Consider the following 15604-nt stretch of genomic DNA (forward strand, 5'->3'; position numbering starts at 1 on the left):
CCGCACCATCATCGCAAGTTGAAGAATAACAATGAAAAATACCCCCCCTGGACTTAGCCCCGCGCTTATCGTCCTGATGTCTATTGCCACGGGTTTGGCCGTTGCCAGTAACTACTACGCGCAACCGCTACTCGATACCATCGCTAATGCGTTTTCCCTTTCGATTAACCAGGCCGGATTTATTGTAACCGCCGCACAACTGGGTTATGCCGCAGGTTTGTTGTTGCTGGTGCCACTAGGCGATATGTTCGAGCGCCGCGGGTTAATTGTCTTTATGACGCTGCTTGCCGCAGGCGGCATGGTGATTGTCGCGCTGAGCCAGACGTTATGGATGATGATTCTTGGCACTGCACTCACCGGCTTGTTCTCGGTCGTTGCACAAATTCTGGTGCCGCTTGCAGCAACGCTTGCTGAACCTGCAAAGCGCGGCAAAGTGGTTGGCACGATTATGAGTGGCCTGCTGCTCGGTATTTTGCTTGCACGTACAGTTGCCGGGCTGCTGGCAAGTCTTGGTGGCTGGCGTACCGTTTACTGGGTTGCCAGTGTGCTCATGGTTTTGATGGCTTTAGCCCTGTGGCGCGGCTTGCCGAAAGTGAAGACTGAAACTCATCTGAATTATCCGCAGTTACTGTCCTCTGTATTCGGCTTGTTTATCAAAAACCCTCTATTGCGTACTCGCGCATTATTGGGCTGCCTGACGTTTGCCAACTTCAGTATCCTCTGGACATCAATGGCATTTCTGCTGGCATCGCCGCCATTTAACTTCTCGGATGGGATGATTGGCCTGTTTGGCCTCGCGGGTGCAGCGGGTGCGCTGGGTGCACGTCCGGCGGGTGGATTTGCAGATAAAGGTAAAGCACATCTCACCACAACCATTGGGCTGGTGCTGCTGCTGCTGTCGTGGATTGCGACCGCAATGGGGCAGTATTCAGTCATCGCGCTAATCATTGGCATTCTGGTGCTGGATTTAACGGTTCAGGGTGTGCATATCACTAACCAAACCGTTATCTATCGCATGATGCCGGATGCACGAAATCGCTTAACCGCCGGTTACATGACCAGCTACTTTATTGGTGGCGCCGCAGGTTCAGTCATTTCTGCCAGTGCATATCAACATGCTGGATGGAATGGCGTTTGCGCAGCAGGTGCCATCATCGCCCTACTAAATTTAGTAGTGTGGTGGCGTGGCTATCACCGTCAGCCGTGATGGCTCTAATCCTTTACATTCCCCTTGAATAATTTGGGGTATTAAGGGTCGTACCAGTCTGTTAAGGTTATCCCTGTTTGTTCATTCGAGTGACATTAACGTCAGAAATAGATAAATAGTTAATATGGATAGTCCTGCGACAGATCACTTAAATACTAACCAAAATGATGCTACCTGGGTTGAAGGGCTGAAAGACAGTTTACCGATTGTCATCAGTTATATCCCGGTAGCATTCGCGTTTGGGCTGAATGCCACAAAGCTAGGATTTACCCCATTCGAAAGTCTATTTTTCTCCTGCATTATTTATGCAGGCGCTAGCCAGTTTGTTATTACCGCATTGCTGGCTGCGGGTAGCTCGCTATGGGTGGCAGCATTAACAGTAATGGCAATGGATGTGCGCCACGTCTTATACGGCCCTTCCCTGCGCCAACGAATCACTCACCAGTTAAGTAAACCTAAAACCGCGATTTGGGCCTTTGGCCTGACCGACGAAGTGTTTGCTGCCGCAACAGCAAAACTGGTCCGTGATAATCGTCGCTGGAGCGAAAACTGGATGATCGGTATCGCATTCAGCTCCTGGTTTTCATGGATTCTGGGTACAGCGCTGGGTTCCTGGTCCGGAAATGGCTTGCTGGATAACTTCCCGGCAGTAGAAGCAGCGCTAGGTTTTATGCTGCCAGCCCTATTTCTGAGCTTCTTGCTGGCGTCATTCCAGCGTAAGCAATCCTGGATCGTGACCGCATCGCTTGCTGGTGCACTATTGGGCGTCACGCTGATTTCGATTCCTGCTGCGATTTTTGCAGGCATTGCGTGTGGATGCCTGGCGGCGTTAGTGCAGGCGTTTTATCAAGGAGAACCGGGATGAGTACACAAGTACTTTTGCTGGGTCTGCTGGTCGGGCTTGCGAACTACCTGTTCCGTTATTTGCCTCTGCGAATCAGGGCAAATTCGACACGTCCATCCAAACTTGGTGCGACAGGCGTGCTGCTAGATAGTATTGGCATTGCATCAATTTGCGCCCTGCTGGTGGTCTCAAGTGTGCCTGAGATCATGCACGATGCGCAGCGTCTGGTCCCAACGCTTATGGGCTTTATCATTCTCGGGCTGAGCTTTTATAAAACTCGCAGCATTATTATCCCGACGTTATTAAGTGCTCTGGGTTATGGATTAACCTGGAAACTCATGATGGTGATCGCCGTCTGACGATTAAAAAACGTATAAACAATACATTTACTTTATTTGTCACCATCGTTATTATATCGACCGCAACTAATGAGGTTATGCCAAAATGGATAGTTCGTTTACGCCCATTGAACAAATGCTAAAATTTCGCGCCAAACGCTACGAAGAATTCCCATACCAGGAAGTCCTTCTGACGCGCCTGTGCATGCACATGCAAGGCAAGCTTTTGGAAAACCGCAATAAGATGCTGAAAGCTCAGGGCATTAACGAGACGCTATTTATGGCGTTGATCACTCTTGAATCTCAGGAAAACCATAGCATCCAGCCTTCTGAACTAAGCTGTGCTTTAGGTTCTTCTCGAACCAACGCGACCCGAATTGCCGATGAGCTGGAAAAGCGTGGCTGGATTGAACGCCGTGAAAGCGATAACGATCGCCGCTGCCTGCATCTGCATTTGACCGAAAAAGGTCAGGAATTCATACGTCAGGTGTTACCGCCGCAACACCACTGCCTGCATGAGCTGTGGTCTGCGCTGAGCGGTACGGAGAAAGAGCAGTTGGAAAATATTACCCGCAAACTGCTGACCCGCCTTGATGAAATGGACGAAAACCAGACTGTACTTGAAGCCGTGCGCTAAGTGCTGTCATCGCGTGAAATCGTAATACCCCAAAAAAGATGAATACCGACAGGCCAGCAACTCACCTTGCTGGCCTGTTGGGTCTAACAGGTCGGCTCAGCCGATCACTATAATAAAAAAGTGTGGAGATAAGCATGAGCGCACATGCGGAGACTCAAACCCCGCAACAGCCGGGTAACAAGAAAGGCAAACGTAAAGGTGCCTTACTTGTGTTGACCTTGCTGTTTGTAATTATTGCTGTGGCATATGGGATTTATTGGTTTTTGGTGTTACGTCACTACGAAAATACGGATGATGCGTATGTGGCCGGTAATCAGGTACAGATAATGTCCCAGGTTTCCGGAAGCGTAACCAAAGTTTGGGCTGAAAATACCGACTTCGTTAAACAGGGCGATGTTCTGGTAACGTTAGACCAGGCTGACGCTGAGCAAGCTTTTGAGCAGGCACAAACCGTGCTGGCTTCAAGCGTACGTCAGACACGTCAGTTAATGATTAATAGTAAGCAGTTGCAGGCCAATATTGAGCTGCAAAAGACTTCGCTTGCTCAAGCTCAAAGCGACCTTAATCGCCGCGTACCTTTGGGTAACGCAAACCTGATTGGCCGTGAAGAATTGCAACACGCCCGAGATGCCGTCGCGACGGCTCAAGCGCAACTGGATGTTGCCATTCAACAATACAATGCAAACCAGGCCATGGTTCTGGGTAGCAAACTCGAAGAACAGCCAAGTGTTAAACAAGCGGCTGCCGAGTTGCGTAACGCATGGATGGCGCTAGCCCGCACCAAAATTGTCAGCCCAATGACCGGCTATGTTTCACGCCGCGTTGTTCAGGTTGGTGCGCAAATAAGCCCAACAACTCCTCTGATGGCTATCGTGCCAGCAAGTGGTTTGTGGGTCGATGCGAACTTTAAAGAGACGCAGCTTGCGCATATACGTATCGGCCAACCTGCAACGGTTGTCAGTGATATTTACGGCGACAAAATTGAATACACTGGCAAGGTCGTAGGCCTGGACATGGGCACCGGCAGCGCGTTTTCACTGCTCCCGGCGCAAAACGCTACCGGCAACTGGATCAAAGTCGTTCAGCGCCTGCCAGTACGTATTGAGCTTGATGCGAAGCAACTTCAAGAACATCCGCTACGTATTGGTCTATCCACATTAGTTACCGTGGATACCAGCAACCGTGAAGGCAGTATTCTGGCTAACGAGACGCGTCACTCTCCGGTGTATGAAAGTAACGCGCGCGAACTTAACCTGGCACCTGCTAATGAGCTGATTAATAACATCATCCAGGCCAATGCGGGTTAACAAAGCGGAGGTTGTATGGCACAACAAAAACCGCTAGAAGGGGCACCGCTGGTCATCATGACCATCGCCTTGTCATTGGCGACCTTTATGCAGGTGCTGGATTCTACCATCGCCAACGTGGCCATTCCGACCATTGCCGGTAACCTTGGCTCGTCTCTGAGCCAGGGGACCTGGGTTATCACTTCATTTGGGGTGGCCAACGCCATCTCAATTCCTATCACCGGGTGGCTTGCTAAGCGCTTTGGTGAAGTGAAGTTGTTTATGTGGTCGACGATTCTGTTCGTGCTGGCTTCATGGGCTTGCGGCGTGTCCAAAAGTCTGGAGATGCTGATCTTCTTCCGCGTTATCCAGGGGATCGTTGCCGGGCCGTTGATTCCGCTTTCGCAAAGCCTGCTGCTCAATAACTACCCGCCTGCTAAGCGAAGTATCGCGCTGGCGCTGTGGTCGATGACGGTTATCGTGGCGCCGATTTGTGGGCCAATTCTCGGTGGTTTTATCAGTGATAACTACCACTGGGGTTGGATCTTCTTTATCAACGTGCCGATCGGCGCGCTGGTGGTTCTGCTAACGCTGCAAACGCTGCGTGGCCGTGAAACCAAAACCGAGCAGCGCCGTATTGATGCCATAGGCCTTGCGCTGCTGGTGGTGGGGATTGGTAGCCTGCAAATCATGCTCGACCGCGGTAAAGAGTTGGATTGGTTTAACTCAACGGAAGTGGTCGTTCTGACAATCGTCGCGGTGGTGACGATAAGTTTCTTGATTGTCTGGGAACTAACGGACGACAACCCGATAGTCGACTTGTCGTTGTTTAAGTCGCGAAACTTCACCATTGGTTGCTTGTGTATCAGTCTCGCTTACATGCTCTACTTCGGCGCAATTGTGTTGCTGCCGCAGCTGTTGCAGGAGGTGTATGGCTACACGGCAACCTGGGCAGGTCTGGCATCGGCACCGGTCGGACTTCTTCCTGTATTGCTGTCGCCGATTATCGGGCGTTTTGCTCATAAGCTCGATATGCGACGGCTGGTGACGTTCAGCTTTATTATGTACGCCGTCTGTTTCTACTGGCGTGCATATACCTTCGAGCCGGGAATGGATTTCGGCGCGTCGGCCTGGCCGCAGTTTATTCAGGGCTTCGCCGTGGCATGTTTCTTTATGCCACTGACGACAATTACGCTTTCCGGGCTACCGCCTGAGCGTATGGCGGCTGCATCGAGTTTGTCGAACTTTACCCGAACCCTTGCCGGTTCGATTGGTACATCGATAACCACGACGCTGTGGACTAACCGCGAGGCGTTACACCATTCGCAGTTAACGGAGTCCGTTTCACCGTTTAACCCGAATGCGCAGGAGATGTATTCAAAACTGGAAAATCTGGGGATGTCGCCGCAACAAGCCTCTGGCTATATTGCGCAGCAGATTACCAATCAGGGGCTGATTATCTCAGCCAATGAGATTTTCTGGGTTTCTGCAGGAATATTTATTCTGTTGCTGGGTCTAATCTGGTTTGCCAGACCACCGTTTGGTGCCGGTGGTGGTGGTGGCGGAGCGCACTAAGTCAGAAAGAATGTGTCAGAAATACAAAAGGGGCCGATTGGCCCCTTTTTGCTATTGGCGCTTACGCCTAATCAGAACTAGATATGCAGCTCTTTGAGTGTCTCTTTCGGCAGAGCCAGTTCTTCGTTGCTGTTTACGCTTACGCCATGCTCAAGAATATGACGGGCGATATCTTGCGCTTCTTCCAGCGAGTGCATGTGGTAAGTGCCACACTGATAAACGTTCAGCTCTGGGATCTGGTTTTGCTCTTTCACCTTCAGCACATCTTCCATTGCCGCTTTCCATGCATCGGCAACGCGCGTCTCATCAGGCACACCAATCAGGCTCATGTAGAAGCCCGTGCGGCAGCCCATTGGTGAAATATCAATAATCTCTACGCCATTTCCATTCAGGTGGTCACGCATAAAACCAGCAAACAGGTGTTCAAGAGTATGAATACCTTTTTCTGGCATCACTTCCTTGTTCGGGATGCAAAAACGCAGATCAAATACAGTGATAGTATCGCCATGAGGCGTATGCATCGTTTTCGCTACACGCACTGCTGGTGCGCCCATGCGGGTATGGTCAACTGTGAAGCTATCCAACAACGGCATCTGATCACCTCCGATAAGTGATTTTTTTTAAAATAAAATGAACCATTCTTTCTCACACTACTCTGAGTATATGAAAGACGCGCATTTGTTATCATCATCCCTGATTCAGAGATGTATATTTTGGCCACACTGATTGTGGCCTTTTTCTTTTCTACTAAGCGTGTTTCTCAAGCCACACATCAAACGGCTCGGTATCACTGGCTTCGATGTCTCGCTGGCGCTGCCATGAAGCATCATGTTCTTTCTGCAACACGTCTTCCGTCAAAATCTCCAGCGGCTCTTGTGTCAGCATCTGACGATACTGCTCAGCCAACGCAAGCCCGGTTCCGCCAATGCCATTATCAATCATAGACCGCAGAATGCGTGCCGAGTACGTTAATTCCGGATCGTCAAAACAGGCTACCAGCTGATCACAAACGTCCTGATATTCGCTATTGCCCGCAATACCATCCAGCGTTTCGGCTACACGGCGTAAATCTGTGAACAAATCTTTGCCCACTTTAGCCAGCGGATGCTGCGCGGTTTCACAACCTATACCCAGTGTCAGGCCTGGTTTGCGGCCTTCCAGAATCACACGATTCCAGTTTGTGCGGGTGCAAAGCAATTCGTCACTGCTCATTTCAGGCGCATCAGCCAGCACACACCAAATCATGAACAGGTCGAGAAAACGAACCTGCTGCTCATCAACACCAATTGGTGAGAACGGATTGATATCAAGTGAACGCACTTCAATATATTCAATCCCGCCACGCATCAATGCATCAGAAGGCGACTCACCCGGCCCTGTAACGCGTTTAGGGCGAATAGGTGCATAGAGTTCATTTTCAATTTGCAGCACGTTGGTGTTGATTTGAAGGCGCTTGCCATCTTTCTCAACGCCCATCTGTGCATACTCTTCCGATGGCGTTTTAATCGCGCGCTTCAGCCCGGCGACATAAGTCTCCAGATCGTTAAACGTAATACCAAGGTTACTCTGGGATTTATTGGTGTAGCCCAAGTCGCTCAGTCGCAATGAAGTCGCATATGGCAGGTAATTCATGCCACATTCGGTTTTTTCAAATGGCAGTGCGCTTTCTTTCCCTTGCAGGAAGGAAGAACAAATCGCCGGCGATGCCCCGAACAAATATGGGATAACCCAACCAAAACGGTAATAGTTGCGAATCAGGCGGAAATATCCGGCGGAAATCGCTTCTTTGCCGCTTTCAGCATCTTCAACACCCAGACGCGCCTGCCAGAACTCCAGCGGCAGCGAAAAGTTGTAGTGCACACCCGAAATAGTCTGCATCAACGCACCGTAACGGTTTTTCAAACCTTCGCGGTATAACGTTTTAAAACGCCCGTTGTTGGACGAGCCATACTGCGCCAGCTCGATATTCTGACCATCGTTGATATAACACGGCATGCTCAGCGGCCACATACGCTCATCACCCAGTTCACGGGCTGTATGGCGATGGAGATCGCGCATGAATGTCAGCATATGGTCGATATCACCATCAACTGGAGTAATAAACTCCAGTAGCGCTTCCGCGAAATCAGTCGTGATCCATTTATGTGTCAGCGCTGAACCAAGGCTTTCCGGGTGGCCCGTTGTTGCCAACTGACCATCTGGTGTGACTCGCAGCGTTTCACGCTCAAGACCACGACAAATACCTTTAACTGCCTGAGGATGCTGTTCCAGCCAGGCCAGCGCCTGTGATACGTTCGGGATCAAATTGACCTCCCGCCTGTCGAATTCATTTTTATTAAGCATAATTGTTTTAAATGGCGATGATAATTATACCCTTTAGATTTCGAGCTGCAGGAAGGCGGCAAGAGAGCAAATCACCAGAAGCTTACTAGAGTAAGTGACTGGGGTTTGCGATTGCAGCCAACACACCTGCAGCTAGAAAGATAATAGGTATATCAGTCCATGCAATTAGTGCCACCACGCCATGCCTTGAACCGTTGCAGCCGCTACAACGATATAGCGAAGCGCTTTACCAAGGCATAAAAAAAAGATTACCGGTCCCCAGCTCATTCGTAATAAGCCAGCCAACAGGCACAGCAGATCGCCGACTAACGGCATCCAACTGAGTAATAATGTTGCCGGTCCGAAACGTACCAGCCAGCCAGTCGCTTTCCCATGCCAGCGCGATTGTTCCCGCAATGGAAAAAAACGCCCCAGAATAACGTTAGTTAAGCCACCAAGGCTATTACCCATTGTTGCTATTAAGATGAGTAACCAGGTTGGGCCAGAGCCTGCAACTAATAGTGCTACCAGCACCACTTCGGAACTTCCTGGCAATAACGTAGCGCTTAGAAAGCTACTGGTAAATAATGAAAAAAGTGATAGTCCTTCACTCACAGCAAACGGACGTCCACGCCATCCATTCCCGCCGCTCTTGCAGCTTCCAGGCCAAAATCTGCATCTTCAAACACCACACATTTATTTGGTGCGACGCCCATTAATTCAGCGCACAGCAAAAAAGTATCGGGAGCGGGTTTGTGATTTTTGACATGGTCTGCGGCAACAACAGCAGAGAAATACTGACGTAAGCCTAAATGGTTGAGCAGCGCTTCGGCGATATCGCTTTCACTGCCCGTACCCACAGCCATTGGGCGACGCCCATGCCAGGATTTGACTACATCAATAAGGGGAAGTGGGCGCACCGTATCAAGAAGCATAGCTCTAACGGCCTGCGTTTTTTCTTGCGCCAGACGATGAGGGTCAAGATCTGCACGATTGAGTTCGATAATTGCCTGCGCAATACGCCAGGTAGGTGAACCATTCAACGCAACCATTGCTTGTTCGTCGAACTGCATGCCATAGCCTGCCAGCGTCTCACGCCACGCCTTGCGATGTGTAGGTTCGGTATCGAGGATGGTTCCGTCCATATCGAAAATTAGACCTTCGTAACGTTCGTACATCTCATCCCTCACATCACTCAATATTGAGGCGTTACTTTATCGTAAACCAATAATATTGTCGCTTATTTGTAATTGAGATGGTTCAGAAGGTGACTAATGGGTAAATATGGCATTATAGGGGATTTTGTTTTTGAAATTCAGGAGGTAAAACTTGGGGAGAAAATGGTGCACCCAGGAAGATTCGAACTTCCGACCGCTCGGTTCGTAGCCGAGTACTCTATCCAGCTGAGCTATGGGTGCATCGGGGTACTACTTTTTGCTTCTGACTCAATATTACTGAACTTGCCGTAATATTGAAGAAGAATGGTGCACCCAGGAAGATTCGAACTTCCGACCGCTCGGTTCGTAGCCGAGTACTCTATCCAGCTGAGCTATGGGTGCATCGAGGTACTGCTTTTGACTTCTGTCTCAATATTACTGAACTTGCCGTAATATTGAAGAAGAATGGTGCACCCAGGAAGATTCGAACTTCCGACCGCTCGGTTCGTAGCCGAGTACTCTATCCAGCTGAGCTATGGGTGCACAGGATTACTTCTTTTACTGCTGACTTAATGCTGTTTGTTGTTCTAAACAACATCAAACTAGATGGTGCATCCTGAGAGTTACTCACGGTGCTTGCCCAAACGGGCCGTTGCTAAAGCAACGTTTTTCTCCCTGTCGCTCCTTAAGAAATTAACTTTCTTTGGAACACTACCGGCGCAAAATGGTAGTAGGAAGAATGGTGCACCCAGGAAGATTCGAACTTCCGACCGCTCGGTTCGTAGCCGAGTACTCTATCCAGCTGAGCTATGGGTGCAAAATGGCGGTGAGGCGGGGATTCGAACCCCGGATGCAGCTTTTGACCGCATACTCCCTTAGCAGGGGAGCGCCTTCAGCCTCTCGGCCACCTCACCACACGCCTCTTTCGAGGTGTACCGTTGAACTTGTTTCTGCTCATCGGCACTGCGTGGCGCACATATTACTTTCCTGCACTTATAAGTCAAACAATTTTTCCCAACTAATAATCAATTGCACACTTCACGCACAATAAGGCCGAATTGACAGCAAAAAGAGTGTTTTATCAACAGGCAGGATAAGGGTAATAGCTAAAAGGAAGCGTTCGGGATGAATAAGAAATTATGGGGATAACGAGAAATGAAGGGAGTATTGCGGGATAAAGCGAAGAAAAGGGTGCGCTAAAGGAAGCGTCTCGCTAGTGATTAGCGAGACGCAGTAACTTTAGTAACTCGTTTGTTGCGATTTTTCAGCCTGGATACGTTGGTAGATCTCTTCACGGTGAACAGAAACTTCCTTAGGGGCATTAACACCAATACGAACTTGGTTACCTTTTACCCCAAGCACTGTCACGGTCACCTCATCCCCAATCATGAGGGTCTCACCAACTCGACGAGTTAGAATCAGCATTCTTTGCTCCTTGAAAGATTAAAAGAGTCGGGTCTCTCTGTATCCCGGCATTCTCCATCATATACGCCAAAAAGTAAGTGGTGACAAACACATAAACTGTCAATGACCACAACATTACCTTCTGATATGACTAAGTCTAGCCGATATACGCAACTTTAACCTGACTTTATCATTATTGAGTGTGTGCAGATTAAGAAGACGCCATAACCTGAATGAGTTATGGCGTCTGTCTGCACTTTATTTTTTTACTTAGAGCTTAGCCGCGACCCAGGCTTCAACACCGGCCAGAGCACCTGGTAATGCTGCCGTGTCTGTACCACCTGCCTGAGCCATATCTGGACGACCGCCCCCTTTGCCTCCGACTTGCTGAGCGATAACCCCAATCAGCTCCCCCGCTTTCACACGGTCGGTCACATCTTTAGAGACACCCACAATCAGAGAAACTTTACCTTCTGATACCGTCGCCAAAACGATGATTGCCGAACCCAGCTGATTTTTCAGATCATCAACCATAGTACGCAACATCTTCGGTTCGACGTTGGCGAGCTCACTCACGAGGAGTTTCACGCCTTTTACATCGACAGCTTTGCTGGAAAGGTTTGCACTCTCCTGCACCGCCTGCTGTTCTTTCAACTGCTGCAACTCTTTCTCGAGCTGACGGGTGCGCTCCAGTACCGAACGCACTTTCTCGTTAAGGTTCTGGCTGTCACCTTTAAGCAGTTGAGCAATATCCTGTAGTTGTTCGCTCTGTGCATGCAGGTTTGCCAGCGCACCTTCACCTGTTACAGCTTCGATACGACGTACGCCTGCAGCGGTACCGGATTCCGCAACAATACGGAACAGGCCAATATCACCAGTGCGATTTGCGTGAATGCCGCCACACAGTTCAGTTGAGAAATCACCCATGCTCAACACGCGCACATGGTCATCATATTTCTCACCAAACAGCGCCATTGCACCTTTAGCTTTAGCAGCTTCCAGATCCATGACGTTGGTTTCGATCGGCAGGTTGCGACGAATCTGTGCGTTGACGATATCTTCTACCGCACGCACTTCTGTAGGTTTCATTCCCTCAAAATGAGAGAAGTCAAAACGCAGGCCTTTATCGTTAACCAAAGAACCTTTCTGCGCGACATGCGTGCCAAGTACCTGACGCAGTGCTGCGTGCAGCAAGTGAGTTGCAGAGTGGTTCAGACGAATACGCGAACGGCGCTCTTCATCAACTTCAGCTTTAACGCTATCGCCCACTTTCACAACACCAGAAACGAGCTTGCCCAGATGACCGATCGCCTGACCATATTTCTGCGTATCGTTAACAGCAAAGTCTATGCCGTTACCCTTAATCGCGCCTTTATCACCGACCTGGCCGCCAGACTCCGCATAGAATGGGGTCTCATTGAGCACCACAACAGCTTCTTGCCCGGCAGTAATTTGTTCAACAGCTTTGCCATCAACAAATAGCGCGGTGACTTTAGCAGTTAAATCAGTGTGGTCGTAACCTTTAAACGCTGTGGTTGAATCAACGCGGATCATACTGTTGTAGTCAGCGCCAAAGCCGCTGGACTCACGCGCACGACGGCGTTGTTCTTCCATCGCAGCTTCAAAGCCTGCTTCATCAACTTTCAGGTTACGCTCACGGCAAACATCCGCCGTCAGGTCAACCGGGAAACCGTAGGTGTCATACAGACGGAAAGCAGTTTCGCCATCCAGAGTATCACCCTTCAGATTAGCCAGTTCTTCATCCAGCAATGCCAGGCCACGCTCAAGCGTGCGAGCAAACTGCTCTTCTTCGGTTTTCAGAACTTGTTCAACCAACGCTTGCTGACGATGCAGTTCTTCACCCGCAGCACCCATGACTTCAACTAATGGGCCAACCAGTTTGTAGAAGAAGGTTTCTTTCGCGCCCAACATGTTGCCATGGCGGATTGCACGACGAATGATGCGGCGCAGCACATAGCCACGGCCTTCGTTCGACGGAGTCACGCCATCAGAAACAAGGAATGCACAAGAGCGAATGTGGTCAGCGATAACACGCAGCGATTTGCTGGTCAGATCGGTAGCACCTGTCACTTTAGCAACAGACTGGATCAACTTGCTGAACAGGTCGATTTCATAGTTGGAATTAACGTGTTGCAGAACTGCAGCAATACGTTCCAGACCCATACCAGTATCAACAGACGGCTTAGGCAGTGGCAGCATAGTGCCATCCTGCTGACGGTTGAACTGCATGAATACAAGGTTCCAGATTTCGATATAGCGGTCACCATCTTCTTCAGCGCTGCCCGGAGGGCCGCCCCAAATATGGTCGCCGTGGTCAAAGAAGATTTCGGTACATGGGCCGCATGGGCCGGTATCACCCATTTGCCAGAAGTTGTCAGATGCATATGCAGCACCTTTATTATCGCCAATGCGAATAATGCGCTCGCGTGGCACGCCAACTTCTTTTTCCCAGATTTCAAACGCTTCGTCGTCAGTCTCGTAAACAGTGACCCAAAGACGATCTTTTGGCAGATTAAACCACTGTTCGCCGGTCAATAATTCCCATGCGAAGTTAATGGCATCATGTTTGAAGTAATCACCGAAGCTGAAGTTACCCAGCATTTCAAAGAAAGTATGGTGACGGGCAGTGTAACCGACGTTTTCCAGATCATTGTGCTTACCACCGGCGCGGACACAACGCTGAGACGTTGTTGCACGGGAATAATTACGCTTGTCGAGACCAAGGAAAACATCCTTGAACTGATTCATCCCGGCATTGGTAAACAGCAAAGTAGGATCGTTATTCGGAACCAGGGAGCTACTCGCTACAACCTGGTGACCTTTACTATGGAAAAAATCGAGAAACGCCTGACGGATCTCAGCGGTGCTCTTGCTCATAATTATCCTGAAATCAAGCTAACGAGGAGTTGCAAACCGGGTGTAGCCAATTTTAATGCTTTGGCCGTAACCTGTTTACCTGGAAAAAGTGGGAATAAGATAAGTTTTCTTATGAGGGAAGTAAAATCCCGTGTATGCCTAATCGGAAAAATTTCGTTTTTTATACCCAAAATAATTAAAGTTGCGTCAAGGCGGCAAGCAAGAAAATCCCGATGAGCTTACTCCAGTAAGTGATTCGGGTGAACGAGTGAAGCTAACGCCGAGGCAACTTTAAGTATGAAGGGTATATCAAGAATAAACAGCCTGGATGTCTTCCATATAGAAGCCACGATACTGAAGATAACGCTGCACTTTAGCTCGCTCTTTCCATTCTGTGGGAAGTTGCTCGCCAAATTTTCGCTCGGCAATGTCTCGAGCCATCTCTTGCCAGTCTATTTCGCAATTTTCCATTGCGGCTTCGCTCAGATCACGCGCGATACCTTTGCCCTGCAATTCCTGGCGGATACGTTGCGGGCCATAACCTTTGCGGCTGCGGCTTGCGATAAAACGTGAGGCAAATTGAGCATCGTCCAACCAGCGGTGTTCATAACACCAGGCAATGACTTTTTCGATATCTTCAGGCGTGAATGGGTCTTCTTCAGCTCTTGGTTTTCCGGGGAATGTAGGCTGTGCCGCAAGTTTACGGCGAAGTTCTTGTTCACTGTGATCGCGCATCGCAAGGATACGAGTGGTTTTGTCTAATAAGCGAGAATAAGGACTGCGGCGGGAAGTAGATTCGGCAGGCATAGCGGATAACCTGTTTAAAAGAAAATGTAGTAAGACAGAAACAAATAAGGGCTGCCGTAGCAGCCCTTATGGGATTTAGAAGTCTTCTTTGGATTCAGCAACGTCTTTGTCGTGGTCATCAGCAACAAAGTCTGGTGTACCATCTGGATTATTCAGCAGCATATCACGCAGTTTCTTCTCGATTTCAGCAGCCATTGGCTTGTTTTCTTTAAGGAAGTTACTGGAGTTTGATTTGCCCTGGCCAATCTTCTCACCGTTGTAGCTGTACCAGGCACCTGCTTTTTCAATCAGCTTGTGCTTCACGCCTAAATCAACCAGTTCGCCGTAGAAGTTGATACCTTCACCGTACATGATCTGGAATTCAGCTTGTTTAAATGGCGCAGCAATTTTGTTTTTCACCACTTTAACGCGGGTTTCACTACCCACCACGTTATCGCCATCTTTCACCGCACCAATGCGACGAATATCCAGACGTACAGAAGCGTAGAACTTCAGTGCGTTACCGCCGGTAGTGGTTTCTGGGTTACCGAACATCACACCAATTTTCATACGAATCTGGTTGATGAAGATAAGCAGGGTGTTGGATTGCTTAAGGTTACCTGCCAGTTTACGCATTGCCTGGCTCATCATACGTGCCGCGAGGCCCATATGAGAGTCACCGATTTCGCCTTCAATTTCAGCTTTCGGCGTCAGAGCGGCAACGGAGTCAACAACCAGTACGTCTACTGCACCGGAACGTGCCAGCGCATCACAGATTTCCAACGCTTGTTCACCAGTGTCTGGCTGTGAACAAAGCAGGTTGTCGATATCTACGCCCAGTTTCTTAGCGTAAATCGGGTCCAGAGCGTGCTCAGCATCGATAAACGCACACGTTTTACCTTCACGTTGAGCGGCGGCGATAACTTGCAAAGTCAGCGTCGTTTTACCAGAAGATTCTGGCCCGTAAATTTCAACGATACGGCCCATTGGTAAGCCACCGGCACCAAGCGCAATATCCAGTGAAAGTGAACCGGTAGAGATCGTTTCCACATCCATGGTACGGTCTTCACCCAGACGCATGATGGAGCCTTTACCAAATTGTTTTTCAATTTGGCCAAGTGCTGCCGCTAACGCCTTCTGTTTGTTTTCGTCGATAGCCATTTTTACTCCT

14 protein-coding genes and 5 tRNA genes are annotated in these 15604 nt (G+C 49.4%); 6 read left to right on the forward strand and 13 right to left on the reverse strand.

What is annotated here, in order from left to right; translation table 11 throughout:
- Nucleotides 1-31: 31 nt before the first annotated feature.
- The 6 genes from M977_RS06340 to emrB all read left to right on the forward strand — a co-directional run bounded on the left by M977_RS06340 (nucleotide 32) and on the right by emrB (nucleotide 5887).
- Entirely contained in the window at nucleotides 32-1207 is a 1176-nt protein-coding gene (locus M977_RS06340; protein WP_064513273.1) for an MFS transporter, read from the forward strand.
- Nucleotides 1208-1331: 124 nt separating this feature from the next.
- Nucleotides 1332-2072, forward strand: coding sequence for an AzlC family ABC transporter permease (locus tag M977_RS06345; protein ID WP_064513275.1), 741 nt, complete (start codon nucleotides 1332-1334; stop codon nucleotides 2070-2072).
- Complete coding sequence (ygaH, locus tag M977_RS06350) at nucleotides 2069-2410, forward strand: L-valine transporter subunit YgaH (RefSeq protein WP_064513276.1); 342 nt, start codon at nucleotides 2069-2071, stop codon at nucleotides 2408-2410. The genes M977_RS06345 and ygaH overlap by 4 nt, the downstream gene beginning before the upstream one ends.
- Nucleotides 2411-2495: 85 nt before the next feature.
- Nucleotides 2496-3026, forward strand: coding sequence for a transcriptional repressor MprA (gene mprA / locus M977_RS06355; RefSeq protein ID WP_064513278.1), 531 nt, complete (start codon nucleotides 2496-2498; stop codon nucleotides 3024-3026).
- Nucleotides 3027-3160: 134 nt separating this feature from the next.
- Nucleotides 3161-4333: a multidrug efflux MFS transporter periplasmic adaptor subunit EmrA gene (emrA, locus tag M977_RS06360; protein ID WP_064513280.1), complete on the forward strand. Its 1173-nt coding sequence runs from the start codon at nucleotides 3161-3163 to the stop codon at nucleotides 4331-4333.
- Nucleotides 4334-4348: 15 nt separating this feature from the next.
- Complete coding sequence (emrB, locus tag M977_RS06365; protein WP_064513282.1) at nucleotides 4349-5887, forward strand: multidrug efflux MFS transporter permease subunit EmrB; 1539 nt, start codon at nucleotides 4349-4351, stop codon at nucleotides 5885-5887.
- A gap of 77 nt (nucleotides 5888-5964) precedes the next feature.
- On the opposite strand, the gene luxS is transcribed toward emrB, so the two are convergent.
- The 13 genes from luxS to recA all read right to left on the reverse strand — a co-directional run bounded on the left by luxS (nucleotide 5965) and on the right by recA (nucleotide 15594).
- Nucleotides 5965-6480: an S-ribosylhomocysteine lyase gene (luxS, locus tag M977_RS06370; RefSeq protein ID WP_064513284.1), complete on the reverse strand. Its 516-nt coding sequence runs from the start codon at nucleotides 6478-6480 to the stop codon at nucleotides 5965-5967.
- A gap of 154 nt (nucleotides 6481-6634) precedes the next feature.
- On the reverse strand, nucleotides 6635-8191 hold the full coding sequence (gene gshA / locus M977_RS06375) for a glutamate--cysteine ligase (protein WP_064513538.1): 1557 nt from the start codon (nucleotides 8189-8191) through the stop codon (nucleotides 6635-6637).
- Between the two features lie 204 nt (nucleotides 8192-8395).
- Nucleotides 8396-8824, reverse strand: coding sequence for a YqaA family protein (locus M977_RS06380; RefSeq protein ID WP_064513286.1), 429 nt, complete (start codon nucleotides 8822-8824; stop codon nucleotides 8396-8398).
- Entirely contained in the window at nucleotides 8821-9387 is a 567-nt protein-coding gene (gene yqaB / locus M977_RS06385; protein ID WP_034457436.1) for a fructose-1-phosphate/6-phosphogluconate phosphatase, read from the reverse strand. The genes M977_RS06380 and yqaB overlap by 4 nt, the downstream gene beginning before the upstream one ends.
- 163 nt (nucleotides 9388-9550) lie before the next feature.
- Nucleotides 9551-9627: transfer RNA gene (locus tag M977_RS06390), tRNA-Arg, on the reverse strand.
- Nucleotides 9628-9691: 64 nt separating this feature from the next.
- Nucleotides 9692-9768: transfer RNA gene (locus tag M977_RS06395), tRNA-Arg, on the reverse strand.
- 64 nt (nucleotides 9769-9832) lie between these two features.
- Nucleotides 9833-9909, reverse strand: a tRNA-Arg gene (locus M977_RS06400).
- A gap of 197 nt (nucleotides 9910-10106) precedes the next feature.
- Nucleotides 10107-10183: transfer RNA gene (locus M977_RS06405), tRNA-Arg, on the reverse strand.
- Between the two features lie 4 nt (nucleotides 10184-10187).
- Nucleotides 10188-10280 (reverse strand) — tRNA-Ser (locus tag M977_RS06410).
- A gap of 325 nt (nucleotides 10281-10605) precedes the next feature.
- On the reverse strand, nucleotides 10606-10791 hold the full coding sequence (gene csrA / locus M977_RS06415) for a carbon storage regulator CsrA (protein WP_013574027.1): 186 nt from the start codon (nucleotides 10789-10791) through the stop codon (nucleotides 10606-10608).
- Nucleotides 10792-11040: 249 nt separating this feature from the next.
- Nucleotides 11041-13668, reverse strand: a complete 2628-nt coding sequence (gene alaS / locus M977_RS06420) for an alanine--tRNA ligase (protein WP_064513288.1) — start codon at nucleotides 13666-13668, stop codon at nucleotides 11041-11043.
- A gap of 288 nt (nucleotides 13669-13956) precedes the next feature.
- Complete coding sequence (locus M977_RS06425; RefSeq protein ID WP_064513290.1) at nucleotides 13957-14454, reverse strand: regulatory protein RecX; 498 nt, start codon at nucleotides 14452-14454, stop codon at nucleotides 13957-13959.
- 75 nt (nucleotides 14455-14529) lie between these two features.
- On the reverse strand, nucleotides 14530-15594 hold the full coding sequence (gene recA, locus M977_RS06430) for a recombinase RecA (RefSeq protein WP_064513292.1): 1065 nt from the start codon (nucleotides 15592-15594) through the stop codon (nucleotides 14530-14532).
- Nucleotides 15595-15604 lie beyond the last annotated feature (10 nt).

Source organism: Buttiauxella gaviniae ATCC 51604, assembly GCF_001654835.1.
In the GTDB taxonomy this organism is placed as follows: Bacteria; Pseudomonadota; Gammaproteobacteria; order Enterobacterales; family Enterobacteriaceae; genus Buttiauxella; species Buttiauxella gaviniae.